The sequence below is a fragment of the Sulfuricurvum sp. genome, assembly GCF_023229695.1.
Lineage (GTDB): Bacteria > Campylobacterota > Campylobacteria > Campylobacterales > Sulfurimonadaceae > Sulfuricurvum.
Genome location: NZ_JALNYS010000005.1, coordinates 141,984 through 160,051, shown reverse-complemented (window position 1 = coordinate 160,051; position 18,068 = coordinate 141,984). Strand labels below are relative to the sequence as shown.

Sequence of the window (18,068 nt, the reverse complement as noted above, 5' to 3'; positions counted from 1 at the left end):
AAGAGGTTCAGGGTACGCTATAATAGTTTCATACAAAGATAATCAAGATTATGGGAAAGAAGTATTATGATTGAAGAGTTAGCAACAAGTACGACCGATATTATCCTCCTGATTGCCTTGGCGGCCATTATGGGATTCGTCCTCACCCGTAAAAAGAAAGGGTAAGGTTTACAAAAAATAGTTTTCCGACGCTTCTTTCAAACGACGGAAAATAACCTCGAAATCGGTAGAATAAACCCGAGTCTGGGCAATTGCGGTAATAAAATTGGTATCTCTTTCCCACCGGGGAACGAGATGAAGATGGATATGCTCCGCGATCCCTGCCCCTCCGGCACGTCCCAGATTCATCCCCAGATTCACACCGTGTGCACCGAAAGACTCTTTGAGCATTCGGACCCCTTTTTGAGCCAACGTGCTCATATGGAGCCAAACAACCGGGTCAAGCACTTCAAGTGAATCGGTATGACGGTGGGGAATAATCATAAAATGGCCCGGTGTATACGGATAACGGTTCATCACGATAAAACAATGCTCGTCACGATACAAAACATGAAGAGTCTCATCATCTTCTTCATGGGTACTGATATGACAGAACACACACCCCTCAATTTTTTGACCCGTGATGTAGTCGGTGCGCCAGGGGGCGTATAAAATATTTTCCATTGAAAACCTTTTATATAAAATTCCACTTCCGTTCGTGCTTGTCGAATCATGGGCCACCCTTTGAGTAAAAACAGGGTAACACTCGCAAAGCGATATTTCGTTAAACTCCGGACGAACGGAAAATAAATTATGTACTAAATAAAATTCGGTGCATCGTTGGCAAACAAGATAATATCACCGGCACGGGTTACTTCACCGAGGGTTTTAACCATCTGAGCCTTATCCGCCAACATAATTTTTTGAGGAGTATTCAACTCTTTTTCAAATTGCGCCGCATTAAGCTGACCCGTGATAATTGCAATGTCAAATACACCGTTTATCGCACGAATCAGCTCGGAGTTAAGCTCTTCGGTACTCTCTACCAACCCCGGGGTCACGATCACTTTTCGTCCCGGATGAAGCGAACACAGCCGTATCCCCTCAAGCATCCCGTCGATATTGCCGTTATAGCCGTCATCGAGGATAATTTTCCCCCCCGCATCGATCCGTTCAAGCCGGTGTTCGACACTTTTGAGTTTTTCGATTGCCCCAACGATCTCTTGGGTTTGCATCCCCATCTCGGATGCAATCAAAATCGCCGCATTCATATTGATGGTCTGAAACCCCCCCAGAACCGACGTATGAAAATGGGTCAATTTCCCCTCCACCGCCAGCTCAAAATCGGTCCCCTCCAGCGTTGCTGCAAGGTTTTGGACATCGTTCCCGAAAAAGGTCACTTTTTCGTGCGGCTCATCCGTCACGGAGGTATGGATAAAGGCCCGTTTCAAACGATCCGAATGGATTATTTCAAGCTTCGTCCGCTGAATCCTCTCCAGCGTTTTGAAATACTCCAGATGCTGAGGCCCCACTTTGCCTACTACGACAATCTGAGGATGCAATAGCTGTGCTATCGCATAGATATCCCCCACTTCACGAGCCCCCGCTTCACAAATATAGACCTGTGTATCGGAAGGGAGCGATTCGTTTACATCACGGATAATCCCCCCCAGCGTATTGACACTGCGCGGCGTCGCATAAACTTTGTATTTTTGGCTTAATACCTGCGCGATAAAGTTTTTCATCGACGTTTTCCCGTAGCTTCCGGTGACACAGATAATCGTCAGATCACGCATAGAACCGATTTTTTTCTTGGCCTCACGCTTATACGCCTGAAATAAAAACTTCTCCATCCCGAGCGATCCCGCATACGCAAAAGCTAACGGAATAAAGAGGCCGTACGTTTCGCTCAACGCTTTGAAGGTGATGATAAAATCCGAAAAGAGGGTCAGCAAAGCGAGAAGGATCAAAAACCGCTTCACCCGCCATGTCAATACCACCTTCTTGTCAAGCTTCCGATGCCATAAAATCAATGCCGGAAGATAGAGCAACCAAAAAATCGGTATAAAAAATTTCCCTGCTACATAATAGGCGATAAAAGGGAGAATAAAATAGGCAATATGCCACCATGTTTTGTGATGACGCATCACAACCCTCTCGATCCGGTAATCGTACCATTGGAGGTTGGTAATCAGATACCACCCCAATCCCATCACGAAAACAATATTGGTGACCAGTGCGGCCAGTTGTCCGTAATCCATTATTTTAATCCCTTAATTAGATTTTTTTCAATCGTATCGCAATAATTCATCTATTCTTTGAAAAAACTTTTGATAGGAAGGCAACCGTTTTAAAGAATCCAAAGAGATTTTTTGTCCTAAAGGAGAATACAAATCGGCAATATCAAGCTTTTGACGCCTTCGAGCTATACCTTGTTGAGATATTCTAATTGCCTCTTTTATAATTTTTTTTGGATCATTATAACTTTCCGGCACTCTATCAATTCCTAACGCATGATCATCCAATCGAGAACTAATTTCATCTTTAAAAACTGATGTATCAGCCAACATCCATGCTTCTGTCATATATACAGGAATCAAGGATAAAAGTTTTATATTTTTTTCACTACTAAAACTTTCACATGCCTCAAACGCAGGTATAATTTTATGTTCTTGAACGTGCACATCATCTCTATCATCTGCATCGCAGTGAACACAAACAAACTCTATCCCCTGCTTATCCGCATCTTTGATCGCCTCTTGAATTTGCGCTACAAAACCATTCCCTCTATCCGCTTTTATCGATATTACTGAATAAATCTCTATCTCTCGTTCACACAATAAGGCAATATCTTCAAACGTTCTACGAATGATGTTTTCCAAAAATCGTACATCCGTCGAACCCTCTACGATGTAACCGATAGTTATAATCTGACTCACTTGTAACTACCCTACATCATTTCATCAGGAAAGTGAGCAGATTGGAGATAATTTCTCATATCTGCCTGTGTAATTTTTTCTTCTACTTCATCGTGAAATAAACTCCCCTGATTATCAGAGACAACCGGAAGAATTTTGGTGACATGAAGTTTTTTCATACCGTCAACATGTTTTGTAATTTTTGTTATCAACCTTGCAAACCATACTGAAATATTTTGATTCTCTTTCAGTTGAAAAACTTCACCTACTAAAACAGGAGAGTGCGTGTTGACCAAAACTTGACGAAGGGGCATATCCATGTCGTCAAAATCAATGCTTAAATCATTGAGTAATTCAACCATCGCTTTCAAACGAAACGGATGGATACCGTTTTCCGGCTCCTCAAAACACAAAAGTCCGCCAAAAGACTCATCATACAGAAAAACACAGAGAGCCAAAAGCCGCAAAGTTCCCTCCGAGAGAACACGGGATGAAAACTCTCTCCCATCGTCATTTTTAACTTTTACAATAAATTGTTTATTTGCACTGTCATCATAGACATCTATATCTACTATCGTCGGTAGAAGATTATTCAAACGTCTTGCAATATCTTTGATCGCGTAAGAGTCTTCACTTTTGATACGATGGAGTGCAGCGGCTAAGTTATCTCCATTATGTGAAATACTATCTTTCGCCATGTAAGGGCTTGGTTTGCGCAATGCGTCAGGACTGAGCTGTAAAAAACGCCATTTGCGCATCTCTTCTTTCGCCGCAAAAACATGAGGAAAATCTACCGAATTAATCCCACTTAAAACGGTTTGCAATACTGCATTTGCAGGTGTTTCTTTCCCACCTGCTTTCCCGTCTTGAGGTAACTTAATCGTTACTGTCCCCTCTCTGTCTTCTGTTAAGATATAAGGTTTACCTCTGCGACCTGTTGAAACTTTTGGTCTCCATATCTCTATCACTTGAGGTTTTATATGTTTTTTTAGCCATACATCATCATCATGTTTGACATTGACTAAAGATTCATATATAACAGCCAGATCAATTATCCCACGCTCATTTATCGTTCGTCTTATCTTTAGTTCATATCGTAATCGCGTATATTTTAGTTCGGATTCACCACCCCAGTTATCACGAACTTTTTTATCCACAAGCATCTCTACGCCAAAATAGATTTCATCAGCAAAATCATTATCAAATTTTGTAAACAGTTCTATCGCTTCACCGCGCTGTTCACTAAATGCTGTTTTTAAATCGGTTTCGGCAAGACGGGTAAGAAGTGATAGTGCATCAAAGAGATTACTTTTACCCGATGCATTCGGTCCTGCAATAATGGTAAATGGAGAAAATTCCATCGAAAAATTCTGAAATGTTTTAAAACCATCTATTTCTATTTTTGTAATCATAGTTTTAATCTTCTTTTAATTTAATCTGATTATACCATTTCTTTAATAACGCTAGTGTTCCAAACGTTTCAAAACCGTTTTCTCAATCTCTTTGGCAACCAATCCCCCCTGTTCCAAAAAGAAATAGTGATCACCGTCATATTCGGCAAGATGGGCATCCGGGATCAGTTCAACGATTTTTTCGGCCGTCCACAGCGGTGTAGCCGTATCCTGACGTCCCCAGCACAACAGGGCTTTTCCTTTGAAAGCTTTGAATTTATCGGTAAAATCTTCATTAACGACCTGTTTAAAGGTCTCATACATCGGTTCGCTCAAGCCCGCCGCATCGGGTGCGACAAAAAACCGGCGCAAACGGGAAAGTCCCGTGAATTTCAGCAGTTTAAAGAGAAAAATTTTGGCACGGATTGTAAACGGTTTGGGGACTAAAATTCCGGCAGAACCGACCAAAACCAGCAGGTCCGGGTTCAGAAGCGTTGCGACTTTCCCCCCGAAAGAGTGCCCCAGAATCACCGATTTGGAGACGCCGATCTGCGGTAAAAACGATTCGATAATCGTTGCATAATCGTCCGTCGTCAACGCCATGTTGCAGGTACTGTTTCCAAATCCGGGCATATCGATGTAAATATGGCGAAACGCACTCAGATGAGATCCGAAAGCGTGCTTCATCAGATTTTTATGGGAACCCCAGCCGTGTAAAAAAACGATATCGTAATGGGCCGACGGGTTTACGATCTCGTAACTGATCGAGAACGTATGGTGTTTGTACTGTACTGTTTTTGCCGCCACCCTTATTTCCCTTTGGCTTGAGAGATAGAGTGGATATAGTTGTAGTGAACCCGAATCTCTTTCTTATCGGGCAACGCACCCAAAAGTTTTTGGATCGACCCTTGAAAATCTTCGAACAGATAATTGGCCATCGAACCCGGTATCGGATTCACTTCATTGAGATACACTTCCCCATCAATCTCAAAAAAGTCGCAACGGATCAATGCACCTTCAAACAACGGCAAATAAATCGCCTGAAAAGCATCCTGAAGCTGAGAAACCAGTTTCGGAGATATCGAAGCTTCTGCCACTTTGGAAGAGCGGGCGAAATCGAGGTATTTTTTCTCAAAATCGAGGAACTCGTTTTTGTGCGGTTCTTCCACAATCGAATAGGTGATCTCCCCTCGGGCGCTGAAACCGGCAAGGTTATACTCTTTTACCCCCGAAATAAAAGGCTCAATCAATACGACATTGTCAAATTCAAATGCCACGTCAAGGGCATAATCGAGTTCGCTTGCCTCCCGCACGATACTGACTCCGATAGAGCTTCCCAGACGCGCAGGCTTGACGATGAAGGGGTAGGGGGTCTGAATCAGGCTATTTTTCCCTTTGTGCAGCACCTCATAGGGTAATGTTTTGATCCCTGCCGATTCGGCAAGCCATTTGGTGTAATGTTTGTCAAAACTGAGCATTGCCGCCTCTTTTCTAGGACCGATAAAAGGGATACCGTAAAAGTCCATCATCGACGCAATCGTACCGTCCTCTCCGTCGCCGCCGTGGATGATATTGAGTACCGGCATATCATGAAGCTTCGAACCGAACATCCCCCGCTGTTCAAACCCCCCTTGGGTCAATAACAGTTTCGGCATTTTTCGGTGCTCGCCGCGCGAAAAGGTCACCGCTTTCATTTTGGCACCATCAATCAAATAAAACCGGTGATCCTGATCGCAAAAAATAAAAGTGAGCTCAAACCGGCTCAGCTTCTCTTTAACCGTAATCGCACTGACGATACTGATCTCATGTTCATAGCTGGCGCCGCCGAATAAAAGTGCTAATTTCATAGTCGTAATTCCCTTTTAGAGTTTTTGTAGTTGTTTCAGCGCCTCTTTGACCAAAGTGGCGGTATCGGTTGCACTGGAAGCGCTTAGCGCTTTGGCAATCTGTTCTCGTTTGAATCCAAGCGATTCGAGTGCCATGGAGGCTTCGGACGCGGCAGAGCTTATCGACCCTCCGGAGTTTAAAAGTACCGCATCAAATCCGGCCAGTTCGACCATGATTCGTGCCGCACTTTTGGGTCCGATCCCCGGTACCCTCTTGAGCGCATTCACATCTTTGGATGAAATAATACCCGCAAACTGCTCCGGCGTAAAGGTGCTACAAATGGCAAGGGCCGCTTTCGGACCGATTCCGTTGATTTTGAGCATCCCTTCAAACAGTATTTTCTCGCTTTTCTGCGAAAATCCGTAAAGCTGTTGGGCATCTTCGCGTATGATATGGGTCGTGTAAAGCTTGCAGCGCTCACCCCCCACTTCGCCATAGGTATGGAGCGAAATAAACACTTCGTAAACGACGCCGCCGACATTCAAATGGACAAATGCCGTCTCTTTTGCCTCAATAAGCCCCTCTAATCCTACAATCATTTGTGCATCACCTTTATCGAGAAATGTCCGTCGGCATCTTCATGGAGTCCCAGAGTGTTTTCTACGCTGTTTTCGATCGGAACGTACAACACGTCGATATTGGGTTCGATCAATTTGAAAATGATCTCGTTATAATTTTTCCAGGTACTGTGGTTGATCACCCGGGCATCAAATATCTCATTTTGCAAGGCAATATGTTTACTGTTTAACAATGCGTAGTAATCCTCTTTTTGTTGATATTCACTCCTCAACGATTCGAGTTTTTGTTTAAACTCCTGAAATTGCCGATACTTTTGGACAAATGCCGCAGGCATCGTCACCCCGTTTGTCTTGTAACGGAGAAGTTTCTGTTTCAGCTCATCCATTGCCGGAGCGTTTTCCAACCATGTCTGCTCATACCCTTCCAGCTCTTTTTTGACCGCGCGAAGGGTCTGCTTGGCCGCTTCGATACTTTTATCCTGACTGGCCAGATTTTCCCTCGACTCGTTCAGGAGCGGATCGATGACAAACTGGTTTTCCCCTCCGCTTAAGTGCATAATCTCAATCGTATGCGAAGCAGTCATTTTGACATGCGAACCCAAAACTTCGATAATAATCTCTTTAGCCCGTATTTTTCCTCCGGTCGCCTGCATTACCGTCACTTTCTCCGCTTCAACGATTCCGTGTTCCAGACGGGTAATGTGGACCTCTTTACCGTATGCCGTCCCTTTATGGATGTTAATCGTCAACTCATCGGCCGTAACGACGGCACTCTGATGCACCTGCCCGTCAATCGTCGCTTTGTGGGCGGTCACTTTAGCATTCGTCCCCACATTCCCCTCAATATGGATCGTGTTTACGGTAACCTCCATCCCCATTCCGATGGCATCTTTAAAGAGATCTTTCTCTTTGACATTGATCGAAACGTCCGCATCCAGCTTCGATTCAATGGAACCGGTCGTCTTAAAACTGATTTCGGTAATGTCCATCTCGACCCGGATATCATAGACACCCCCCTCATACGTCACATAGCCGCTTGTTTTAGCGCGGTATTCGATACTATCCGGGGTCTCTATCACCTTGATATTCTCCCCCACGGTAAACGTCGGTTCATTCCGGACCAACGGCTCTTTGGGAATAATCGCTTCACCGCGACAGTTTCGTCCGGTCTCCCCTTTCTTGGGTTTGACGTACTCAATCAAAAGGTCATTTTCCGAGACACTGTGGAGATATCCCCGATTCGCGTAATCAATCCGCTCCTTTTCATCCCGATGTTTGTTTTTTTCATCGTAATGAAAAATCAACTGATCGTTGATCGTCACGATCGGATCGTACCCCTCCGCGATCAAAAACCGCTCCTGCTCTTCAAAACGGTACTCTCCGGAGACTTTTATCTTTGCAAAAAAAGGGTCGAAATTTTTTTTCATCATCGAATCGAATAAATCAATCAACACATTGGCACGAAGCTTTTTCTTTCGGAGCGTATGAAGAAAATCGCGTTCGAAGGTTTCGTAATAGCGGGCAACGCTTCTTGCTTTGATCGTCAGATAGATTTTACAGAGGGTCGTATTCCCCCCGATCGACATCTCAATCGTCTCAATCAAAGCGTGCTCGGTTATCTCAAAAATTTCAATCTCATAAATCTGTTTGATCTCAAATTTCGGATTGAGAAAAAGGTCTTCCGTAATCCCTTTCACTTCATCGGCGGTGAGTTCGATCCAATCTTCGCTTTGTCCCTCGATCCGCATATGGCTAAAGGTCTGGGTGTTCAAAAGATTAAAATCCAAAGAGTGAACCGAAATTTTATGGCTTGAGGCGACCTGCAACAGCTCTTTGGCAACATTGCCGGTACGGATGACAATCGGTACCATCGGAGCTATCGACGGTTCAACCTCTCCCTCTTTATGAAACAGCCCCATACTTTCCCTTTTTAAACACTGATGTTACGCACTTTACGGGCAAAGCCCGGAAAGTGGCAGGGACTAATGTCCCTACAACCCCCTAAAGCGATGTTACGCACTTTTCGGGCAAAGCCCGGAAAGTGGCAGGGACTAAAGTCCCTACAACCCCCTAAAGCTTCCCGTATCTTTCGGATACGGGAAATTACCAACCCTTTTCTCACTTATTTAGACAAGGTGCGTAAGGTCAGTTAAACAGTGAGCCTATTTTAATCACATCTTCGTTAAAATTGCGTAAAACTTTAATTTCAGGCACTGCAATCACTATGTTCAAATCGATTTTCTCCAACTCGTTCGGCATCCTTATTTCCCGTGTCACGGGACTTGCGCGCGACATTATGATGACATCTGCGCTGGGAGCGAATGTATGGAGTGATGTTTTTTTAATGGCCTTTAAGTTCCCTAATCTTTTTCGCCGGATTTTTGCGGAAGGTTCTTTTACCCAAAGCTTTATCCCTTCCTATATCGCTTCGAGTCAAAAAAGCGTTTTTGCGGTTGCGATTTTTATCCGCTTTATGGCCTTTATCGTCGCTTTGTCTTTTTTGGTGACCCTCTTCCCCGCGTTTTTCACCAAACTACTCGCATGGGATTGGGGCGAAGATCTGATTGCTCAGACGGCCCCCCTTACGGCCATTAATTTCTGGTATCTGGATCTCATTTTCATCGTAACGTTTTTAGGGACCCTGCTGCAGCACAAAGAGCATTTTTTCACAACCGCTTTTTCGACGGTCTGGCTCAATATTGCGATGGTTGCCGCATTGTTTCTATTTAGTCAAAGCGATCCGAAAACCATCGTCTACGCCCTTAGTTTTTCCATTCTGATCGGCGGTTTGCTGCAGGTGGCTACCCATCTCTATTCCATCCGCCGCCAAGGGCTCTTAAAACTTCTCGTCGGCGGATGGAAATACCGAAAAACCAAAAATGTCAAAACCGAAGAGTCTAAATTCTCTTCTCTCTTTTTCCCCTCCCTTTTGGGCAATTCCACCGCCCAGATCGCCTCCTTTATCGATACCTCTCTTGCCTCGTTTTTGGTGGCAGGTTCCGTATCGTATCTCTTTTATGCCAACCGGATTTTTCAACTCCCTTTTGCCATTATCGCCCTTGCCATCACGACCGCTTTGTTCCCCTCCATCGCCAAAGCGATCAAAAACGACAACCATTCCCTCGCCTATAAAAATCTCCACAAATCGTTTTGGCTTCTCAGCGCTCTGCTGGGGCTCTCCGTTTTAGGGGGGGTGCTGTTAGCCGAACCCATCGTCTGGCTGTTGTTTGAGAGAGGAAATTTCACGATTCAAGACACCCGCAACACCGCCGATGTTTTGATGATGTACATGGTGGGGCTGATCCCTTTCGGACTGGCAAAGCTTTTTTCCCTCTACCTTTATTCGATGCACAAACACATGAAAGCGGCGAAAATTGCCGCCCTCTCGCTTGGGATCAATCTCATTTTTTCTCTCTTGCTGATGAAGCCGATGGGTGCCGCCGGTTTAGCCTTGGCGGGAAGCATCGGCGGCGCCGTACAGCTGATTCTCACCGTCAAAGAGGTAGGTTGGAACCTGTTTTTTGATCTTCTGAAAACGAAATTATCCCTCTATTTTGTCGCGGGAATGACCCTGTTCGGCGTGCTGTTTTATTATCTAAACCAATATGTATTACACCTAATTCGCTAAAACAGGAGAGGATATAATGTACCTATACGACAGTGTAAAAAAAACAAAACTCAAATTTGAGCCTTTGATAGAAGGGAAGGTATCGCTTTATGTCTGCGGCCCGACCGTTTACGACGATGCCCATCTGGGGCATGCCAAAAGTGCGTTGGTTTTCGATCTTCTGTGCCGTGTACTCGAAGCCAAAGGGTATGAGGTGACGTACGTACGCAACATCACCGATATCGACGATAAAATCATCAACAAAGCGCGCGATTCAGGGATCAGCACCGTCGAAATCGCCGAACGCTACAGCGAGGCGTATCACCGGGATATGGGGGCGATCGGGGTACGTCCCCCCACCCTGGAACCCAAAGCGACCGAGTCGATCGAACCCATGATCGTGATGATCCAAAACCTGCTGGCCAAAAAACATGCCTATGTGATCTCTAACGGTGACATTTATTTCGATACCGGCAGCGACAAGAGCTATCTGAGCCTCTCAAACCGCCACAGCAACGAAAACATCAGCCGTGTCGACAAAGTCTCCGAGAAACGGCATGACGCCGATTTCGCCCTCTGGAAAGCGGTACACGACGGGAGTGTTTCGTTTGATTCCCCTTTCGGCCCCGGACGTCCCGGATGGCATCTGGAGTGTTCGGCCATGATCGAACACACGTTTGGCGCGAAAAACGGGAAATATGCGATCGACATTCACGGCGGAGGGGCCGATCTGCTCTTTCCCCACCACGAGAACGAAGCGGCCCAAACCCGCTGCGCCACCGGCCATGAGCTGGCCGCTTATTGGATGCACAACGGATTTATCACCGTCGGCGGGGAAAAAATGTCAAAAAGTCTGGGAAACAGCTTTTTTCTCAAAGATGCCCTTCACGTGTATGATGGCGAGGTGCTCCGTTTTTATCTCCTGAGCACCCATTATCGCGGAGATTTTAATTTTAACGAAGAAGATCTGATCGCATCCAAACGGCGTTTGGACCGTCTGTACCGTCTCAAAAAACGGCTCTTCGGATTAAATGCCGACACGATAAAAAGCGAATTTGAAACGGCTTTGCTTGAGACGCTCGGAGATGATCTTAACGTCTCAAAAGCCTACGCCCTGATTGATGAACTCACCACGTCCGCCAATGAAATGCTTGATCTCAATCCAAAAGACAAAGGGTACCGTCAAAAACTTCTCTCTTCGTTACAGGTCATAGAGAATGTATTGGGGTTCGGAGGGCAAAATCCGTTTGAGTATTTTCAATTCGGATTGGACGACGCCAAAAAACAGACCATCAATCAGCTGATCCTCCAGCGAACGGAGGCCAAAAAAATAAAAGATTTTGCCGCTTCCGATGCGATTCGCGATCAGCTCACCGTACTGGGAATTGCAATTATGGATACCCCATCCGGGACATTTTGGGAGATACGAGATTGAAAAATGCGTTTAAACGGTACTGGCCGTACATTCAAAATTTCAGACTTCACTATTTTTGGGTTTTTATTGGGATCATTTTAACCGTATCCGCCACTTCGGCCACCGCCTACATCATGAAACCGATGATCGACGATATGTTTATCCAAAAAAATTCGGCGATGCTGATCGTGATCCCGTTGGGATTGATCGGTATTTATGTCATCAAATCGGTCGGACGCTATATCCAATCGGTCAACACAAACTATATCGGACTCCATATCGTCACTCAGCTGCGCGCCGTGTTACTGGAAAAAATTCTCTATATGGATATGCGCTACATTCACGCCAACCGAAGCGGTGAGATGATCTCCCGCATCACGAACGACAACAGCCGTGTCCAGTACTTTGTCTCCAATATGCTCCCCGAATTTATCCGTGAAACCCTCACCGTCATTGCGCTGGTCGGTTACGTCATCTATCTCAATCCCCAACTCGCGTTTTACGCCTTTGTCGTTTTACCCCTCCTCGTCCTCCCCCTGATCAAAATTACCCGAAGGCTTAAAAGGCTCTCTCACCGTTCACAAGAGAAAAATGCCGATATGGTCAACCGCCTGACCGAAGTGTTCAACAACACCGAAATCATCAAAGTCAATGCCACCGAACGCTATGAGATGGACCGTTTTCAAGAAGAGAACTGGCATCTGTTCAAAATCAACATGAAAGCGGTCTATACGAATGAGCTTGTTTCCCCTCTTTTGGAGATTATCGCCTCGATAGGGCTCGCTACGGTCATCTATATGGGGGGAAAAGAGGTTATCAACGGCCATATGACGCCGGGGGAATTTTTCTCTTTTTTTACCGCCGTAGGGCTCGCATTCCAACCGGCTCGCGGTGTCGGGATCATTTATGCGAAAATGCAGGATGCCCTTGCGGCAAGCGAACGTATTTTTGCCGTTTTGGACCTGACCGATACGATCAAAGACGGCTCTACCGTACTCGACAAACCGATCCGATCGATCCGTTTTGACAATGTCTCCCTCGCGTACGATGAAAAAGAGGCGCTAAACGGGATCAATCTGGAGATTAATGAGCACCAGACCATTGCCCTTGTCGGAGACAGCGGAGGGGGAAAAAGCACCCTTATCAATGCCATCGTCCGCTTTTATGACACCTCAGCGGGGAGAATTCTGATCAATAATATCCCGATTACGGAGCTGACTCAGCACTCTTTGCGCAACCACATCGCAGTGGTTTCACAGCGGGTTTACATTTTTCAAGACACCTTGGCCGCCAATGTCGCTTACGGGCATGAGATTGATGAGGCCCGGGTCATCGATGCGCTTAAACATGCCGATGCCCTCGAATTTGCCCAATCCCTCCGAGAGGGGATCTATACCGTCATGGACGAATTCGGTGCCAATCTCTCCGGCGGCCAGAGACAACGGATCGCCATTGCCCGGGCCATTTACAAAAAAGCGTCGGTTCTGATTCTCGACGAAGCAACCAGTGCCCTCGATAACGAAAGCGAACGGCGGATACAAAACGCACTCAAAGCGTATACCAAAGACAAAATTACGATTTTAATCGCCCATCGCCTCAGCACCGTCGAACATGCCGATACCATTCTGGTTTTCAAGCAGGGGCGTATCGTCTCACGCGGAACGCATCACGAATTGTTGGAACACTCGGCCGAATATCAGCGTCTGAGCCGAACCCTCGGCGTCATAGCTGATGTTACCCACTTTTCGGGCGAAGCCCGTAAAGTGGCAGGGACTAAAGTCCCTACAACCCCCTGAAGCTACCCGCATCTTTCGGATGCGTGAGATTCATTTCCCTTTACGTACTTGCTAAAGCAAGGTGCGTAAGGTCAGCTTATAAAAAAATTTTGTATAAAAATCATAAAGGTCTATTATGGGTTTACCGCTCCATTCGCGTCTCCGGCAAAAAATTAAAAACGCTCTAAACAGTGTTTTGACCACGCTTATCCCCGTTCACACGACCCACGAAAAAATTCCGGTCGATGAAATCCATCGGATTCTCGTTATACGGGTCAATTACCGTATCGGAAATATCCTTTTTACAACCCCGCTGCTCCGCGCTCTGGAGCAACGTTTTCCGGATGCGAAGATGGATATCCTCATCGGCGCCGCCTACCCCGCACCGCTGTTAAAAGGGTTCAGCACCGTCGACAATGTTTTTGACTTTCCCCGAAAATTGCTCAAAGAACCCCTCTCCCTCCTGAGCTATATCCGCCATCTGCGTTCAACCCGCTACGATCTCGTCATTAATCTGAATATAGGATCTGCCAGCGATCGCGGAGCCGCTTTTCTGGCACGGGGAACCTACAAACTCGGATTTGACGCCCCCGGTAACTGGTCCCCCTCCACCCACACCGTCACCCTCCCCTCCGGGCAGATCCATGAAGCGCTCAAACCCCTCTATTTGATGGAAGCATTCGGTAACCGCCCCGATGATTACCCCCAGAAAATGGACATCGCATTGAGCCCATTCGAGCGTTCCGAAGGGCTCAAAGAGCTGCAAAAACGTCTTGCCGACCAAGGCTGCCTCCGAAAAGAGGGGGGTAAAATCATCGGCATGTTCCGTGATGCCCGATTTGAAAAAAAGATCGATAACGGATGGTGGAGTGCTTGGTACGCACAGATGAGACAGCTCCATCCCGAAGCACTCTTTATCGATATCCTCTCCCCCGATGTTAAAGAGAAACTGGACGCCTCTCTCTGTTTTATTTTGGAATCCAATCTCAGACGTTTAGGGGCCATGCTCTCTCAAATGGACATGTTTGTGTGCGGCGATACGGGACCGATGCATTTGGCCAGCGCGTCGATGGTTCCGACCGTCGCCTTGTTCAAAGCAAGTACCCCGACACTCTACGGAACCCTCGGAGAATACGACCGCTCCGTTACGATAGCCGATCATACACCGCAAGAGATCGCATCCCTTGTATCCGAACATTTGCGTTCGCTCCCTGAGAAAAATCGGTAATTTTCCCCTTTTTTCTCCACGCTTCGCGGTATACGTTAACAAAGTATTCAACCTTTTTTGAGTATAATCGCACCAATATTTTGCATACGAGGCGGGGTCTAATGATCGATTACGAATCTCTCAAACCATGGTTGTTTAAACTACAGCCGGAAAGTGCTCACACTCTTGCAGCTGCCGTTTTACGAAGTGCCGGTTATTGTACTCCCCTCTTTAACAGTTGGATTGCCAAAAATTTTGTCACCCATCCCTCCCTTTCTCAGGAGCTTTTCGGACGAACATTTCTCAACCCCGTCGGACTTGGGGCGGGATTCGATAAAAATGCCACGATGTTCCACGGTGTATTGGCGATGGGCTTCGGTTTTACCGAAATCGGCACCCTTACCCCAAAACCTCAGGAAGGCAATCCCCGCCCCCGCCTCTGGCGCCATATCGAAGAGGAATCACTCCAGAATGCGATGGGATTCAATAATGACGGATTGTTCCGTATCTCCCACCGTCTTAAAAATATCTACCCCTTCAGCACCCCGATCGGAGTCAATATCGGAAAAAACAAAATCACCCCCGATGCAAATGCCATCAAGGACTACACGACCCTGATCAAAGCGCTTCACAACTATGCCGACTACATGGTCATCAACATCTCCTCTCCGAACACTCCGGGATTGCGCGATCTGCAAAATGAGGCGTTTATTTCACAACTTTTCGGTGAAGCCAAAGCCCTTACCACAAAACCGATCCTCCTTAAAATTGCCCCCGATATGTCGGAAGATCAGGCCGTCAGCCTCTGTGCCCATGCGGTGGAGAGCGGAGCCGACGGGATTATCGCAACCAATACGACGATCGATTATTCACTGGTTTCCGAACCCGAAGAGATCGGCGGTCTGAGCGGCGAAGTACTGCGCGAACGGAGCTTTTACATCTTTGATGCGATTGCCAGAGAATTGTTCGGCAAAACCACTCTGATCAGTGTCGGCGGCATCTCCACCCCCGAAGAGGCGTACCGACGTATCCGTGCCGGGGCCTCTCTCGTCCAGCTCTACAGCGCCCTTGTTTTCAAAGGGCCCGAAGTGATCGAAGAGATCAACAGCGGTCTCATCGATTTGATCGCACAAGACGGGTTTAGCTCGATCACCCAAGCCATCGGCGCTGACCGTTAAATGAAACTTTTAATACCGATATTTTTTACGTTAGGAACCCTTATGGCCTCATCTTTGCCTCATTACGAAACAACAACCCTCGATAACGGGTTACAGGTCGTCGCTATTCCGATGGGTAGCGGTTCCAAAGTTATCTCAACCGATATTTTTTATAAAGTGGGAAGCCGAAACGAAGTAATGGGAAAAAGCGGTATCGCCCATATGCTCGAACACATGAATTTCAAATCGACCAAAAATCTCAAAGCCGGTGCATTTGACGAAGAGGTCAAGAGCATCGGCGGGTTGAATAACGCCTCCACCGGTTTTGACTTTACCCATTATTACATCAAATCGAGTAATGAAAATCTCCCGAAATCTCTCTCGCTGTTTGCCGAATTGATGGAGCACCTCAATCTCAAAGACGACGAATTTCAGCCCGAACGGAACGTCGTCGCCGAAGAGCGCCGCTGGAGAACCGACAACAACCCGATGGGATATCTCTATTTTCGTCTCTTTAACAGCGCCTATATCTACCACCCCTACCACTGGACGCCGATCGGGTTTATGAACGATATTCAAACCTGGAGCCTCGAAGATATCCAAAAATTCCACCAAACCTACTATCAGCCCAAAAATGCGATTTTGGTCGTAACGGGTGATATTAACCCCAAAACGGTTTTCGACGAAGCACAAAAACACTTCGGGGCTATCCAAAACACCCTCGATATCCCGACCGTCAAAACCGTTGAACCCGAACAAGACGGTGCCCGCCGTGTCATGGTCAACAAAGAGAGTGAAGTGGAGATGTTGGCGATCAGCTTTCCGATCCCCAATTTTCAACATCCCGACCAACCCAAACTCTCCGGGATGAGCGAGATGCTCAGTTCCGGCAAAAGTTCGAAACTCAACCGTATTCTCGTTGATGAAAAACGGCTTGTCAACCAGATCTTTGCCTACAATATGGAAAATATCGATTCGGGCGTTTTCCTCTTTTTGGCCGTCTGCAACAACGGAGTTAAAGCCGAGAGCGTCGAAGAGGAGATTTGGAACGTTATCCGTTCTCTCCAAAAGAAACCGGCCAAACAAGCTGAAATCGATAAAATCAAAATCAACACCAAAGCCGATTTTATCTACTCCTTAGAGAGTTCCACTTCGGTCGCCGATCTTTTCGGAAGCTATCTGGCTCGCGGCGACATTAAACCGCTTGAAAACTATGAAGAGGCCATCAATGCCCTAACCGCAGAGGATATCCAACAAGTTGCCCGACACTACCTTGATCCTCATAAATCAACCACCCTTATTTTGAGAAAAGGCAAAAAATGAACATTGTCACCGGTTCAACCACAGCATTAATAACGCCATTCAAAAATGGCAAATTGGATGAGCAAAAATATGCCGATCTGATCAAACGACAAATCAGGCACGGGATCGATGCGCTCTGCCCCGTCGGTACGACCGGGGAGAGTGCAACGCTGACCTACGACGAAGACCGCCGCTGCATAGAGATCGCCGTTGAAGTGTGCCGAAACACGGGGACGAAAGTTTTGGCCGGTGCCGGAAGCAATTCCACCGCAGAAGCGATCGAAGCGGCCAAAACGGCACAAAAATGCGGTGTCGATGCGATCTTTTCCGTTGCCCCTTATTACAACAAGCCCTCCCAAGAGGGGCTTTATCAACACTACAAAGCGATTGCCGAATCGGTCAGCGATCTGCCCTTTATGCTCTACAATGTCCCCGGACGAACCGTCGTTGACATCAGCGCCGATACCGTTATTCGCCTCTTTGACGACGTCAAAAACATCTACGGTATCAAAGAGGCGACGGGGAGCATCGAACGGACCATCGAACTCCTCTCACGCCGTCCCGAACTGAAAGTCTTTTCCGGAGACGATGCGATCGATTATCCCATACTGGCAAACGGCGGAGCGGGGATCACGTCGGTAACCTCCAACCTTTTGCCCGATCTAAAGAGCCAATTGGTTACCAAAGCGTTGTCCGGTGACTTTATGGGAGCCAAAGCGATCAATGATCTCCTCTTCCCGATCAACAAAGCGCTCTTTATTGAATCCAATCCGGTGATGATCAAGGCGGCCATGTACATCGCCGGTCTCATCGATACGCTGGAGTATCGTCTCCCTCTCGTTGCGCCGAGCAGCGAAAATATGAAACGACTCGAAGCCGTTATGCAAAACTACACGATTAAAGGATTATGATT

General features: G+C 46.7%; 15 protein-coding genes. 7 read left to right on the top strand and 8 right to left on the bottom strand.

Going from position 1 to position 18,068, the window contains the following annotated elements; genetic code table 11:
- Positions 1-168: 168 nt before the first annotated feature.
- From M0P91_RS04985 to M0P91_RS04950, 8 genes are all read right to left on the bottom strand, one after another.
- A complete protein-coding gene (locus tag M0P91_RS04985; protein ID WP_295065238.1) occupies positions 169-663 on the bottom strand; it encodes an HIT domain-containing protein in 495 nt (164 codons plus the stop codon).
- Between the two features lie 134 nt (positions 664-797).
- A complete protein-coding gene (gene murF / locus M0P91_RS04980) occupies positions 798-2,240 on the bottom strand; it encodes a UDP-N-acetylmuramoyl-tripeptide--D-alanyl-D-alanine ligase (protein WP_295065236.1) in 1,443 nt (480 codons plus the stop codon).
- 27 nt (positions 2,241-2,267) lie between these two features.
- Positions 2,268-2,918, bottom strand: a complete 651-nt coding sequence (locus M0P91_RS04975) for a DUF4276 family protein (protein WP_295065234.1) — start codon at positions 2,916-2,918, stop codon at positions 2,268-2,270.
- Between the two features lie 11 nt (positions 2,919-2,929).
- Complete coding sequence (locus M0P91_RS04970; protein ID WP_295065232.1) at positions 2,930-4,309, bottom strand: AAA family ATPase; 1,380 nt, start codon at positions 4,307-4,309, stop codon at positions 2,930-2,932.
- A 51-nt stretch (positions 4,310-4,360) separates the two neighbouring features.
- A complete protein-coding gene (locus M0P91_RS04965; RefSeq protein ID WP_295065230.1) occupies positions 4,361-5,095 on the bottom strand; it encodes an alpha/beta hydrolase in 735 nt (244 codons plus the stop codon).
- Between the two features lie 2 nt (positions 5,096-5,097).
- On the bottom strand, positions 5,098-6,135 hold the full coding sequence (locus M0P91_RS04960) for a D-alanine--D-alanine ligase (RefSeq protein ID WP_295065227.1): 1,038 nt from the start codon (positions 6,133-6,135) through the stop codon (positions 5,098-5,100).
- A gap of 15 nt (positions 6,136-6,150) precedes the next feature.
- Positions 6,151-6,714: a Holliday junction branch migration protein RuvA gene (gene ruvA / locus M0P91_RS04955; protein WP_295065225.1), complete on the bottom strand. Its 564-nt coding sequence runs from the start codon at positions 6,712-6,714 to the stop codon at positions 6,151-6,153.
- A complete protein-coding gene (locus tag M0P91_RS04950) occupies positions 6,711-8,612 on the bottom strand; it encodes a flagellar assembly protein A (protein ID WP_295065223.1) in 1,902 nt (633 codons plus the stop codon). The genes ruvA and M0P91_RS04950 overlap by 4 nt, the downstream gene beginning before the upstream one ends.
- Before the next feature lie 305 nt (positions 8,613-8,917).
- Between M0P91_RS04950 and murJ the strand changes: the two genes are divergently transcribed.
- The 7 genes from murJ (at position 8,918) to dapA (ending at position 18,066) form a co-directional block, all read left to right on the top strand.
- Positions 8,918-10,321 (top strand): murein biosynthesis integral membrane protein MurJ, encoded by a 1,404-nt coding sequence (gene murJ / locus M0P91_RS04945; protein ID WP_295065221.1) that lies wholly within the window; start codon positions 8,918-8,920, stop codon positions 10,319-10,321.
- A gap of 16 nt (positions 10,322-10,337) precedes the next feature.
- Positions 10,338-11,735, top strand: coding sequence for a cysteine--tRNA ligase (gene cysS / locus M0P91_RS04940; RefSeq protein ID WP_295065219.1), 1,398 nt, complete (start codon positions 10,338-10,340; stop codon positions 11,733-11,735).
- Positions 11,732-13,510: an ABC transporter transmembrane domain-containing protein gene (locus M0P91_RS04935; RefSeq protein ID WP_295065217.1), complete on the top strand. Its 1,779-nt coding sequence runs from the start codon at positions 11,732-11,734 to the stop codon at positions 13,508-13,510. Before cysS ends, M0P91_RS04935 begins: the two co-directional genes overlap by 4 nt.
- A 115-nt stretch (positions 13,511-13,625) precedes the next feature.
- Entirely contained in the window at positions 13,626-14,717 is a 1,092-nt protein-coding gene (locus M0P91_RS04930) for a glycosyltransferase family 9 protein (protein ID WP_295065215.1), read from the top strand.
- Between the two features lie 101 nt (positions 14,718-14,818).
- The gene (locus M0P91_RS04925; RefSeq protein WP_295065213.1) at positions 14,819-15,874 is read left to right on the top strand and encodes a quinone-dependent dihydroorotate dehydrogenase; all 1,056 of its coding nucleotides are present in this window, start codon (positions 14,819-14,821) and stop codon (positions 15,872-15,874) included.
- 42 nt (positions 15,875-15,916) lie between these two features.
- Positions 15,917-17,176 carry a pitrilysin family protein gene (locus M0P91_RS04920; RefSeq protein ID WP_295065211.1) on the top strand — a complete coding sequence of 420 codons (1,260 nt, stop codon included), beginning with the start codon at positions 15,917-15,919 and terminating at the stop codon, positions 17,174-17,176.
- Complete coding sequence (gene dapA / locus M0P91_RS04915) at positions 17,173-18,066, top strand: 4-hydroxy-tetrahydrodipicolinate synthase (protein ID WP_295065209.1); 894 nt, start codon at positions 17,173-17,175, stop codon at positions 18,064-18,066. The genes M0P91_RS04920 and dapA overlap by 4 nt, the downstream gene beginning before the upstream one ends.
- Positions 18,067-18,068: the final 2 nt, after the last annotated feature.

Bases quoted from the DNA above. Each gene is read 5' to 3' on its own strand.
- M0P91_RS04985 (WP_295065238.1), bottom strand. From the start codon at position 663: ATGGAAAATATTTTATACGCCCCCTGGCGCACCGACTACATCACGGGT.
- murF (WP_295065236.1), bottom strand. From the start codon at position 2,240: ATGGATTACGGACAACTGGCCGCACTGGTCACCAATATTGTTTTCGTG.
- M0P91_RS04970 (WP_295065232.1), bottom strand. From the start codon at position 4,309: ATGATTACAAAAATAGAAATAGATGGTTTTAAAACATTTCAGAATTTT.
- M0P91_RS04960 (WP_295065227.1), bottom strand. From the start codon at position 6,135: ATGAAATTAGCACTTTTATTCGGCGGCGCCAGCTATGAACATGAGATC.
- ruvA (WP_295065225.1), bottom strand. From the start codon at position 6,714: ATGATTGTAGGATTAGAGGGGCTTATTGAGGCAAAAGAGACGGCATTT.
- M0P91_RS04950 (WP_295065223.1), bottom strand. From the start codon at position 8,612: ATGGGGCTGTTTCATAAAGAGGGAGAGGTTGAACCGTCGATAGCTCCG.
- murJ (WP_295065221.1), top strand. From the start codon at position 8,918: ATGTTCAAATCGATTTTCTCCAACTCGTTCGGCATCCTTATTTCCCGT.
- cysS (WP_295065219.1), top strand. From the start codon at position 10,338: ATGTACCTATACGACAGTGTAAAAAAAACAAAACTCAAATTTGAGCCT.
- M0P91_RS04930 (WP_295065215.1), top strand. From the start codon at position 13,626: ATGGGTTTACCGCTCCATTCGCGTCTCCGGCAAAAAATTAAAAACGCT.
- M0P91_RS04925 (WP_295065213.1), top strand. From the start codon at position 14,819: ATGATCGATTACGAATCTCTCAAACCATGGTTGTTTAAACTACAGCCG.
- M0P91_RS04920 (WP_295065211.1), top strand. From the start codon at position 15,917: ATGGCCTCATCTTTGCCTCATTACGAAACAACAACCCTCGATAACGGG.
- dapA (WP_295065209.1), top strand. From the start codon at position 17,173: ATGAACATTGTCACCGGTTCAACCACAGCATTAATAACGCCATTCAAA.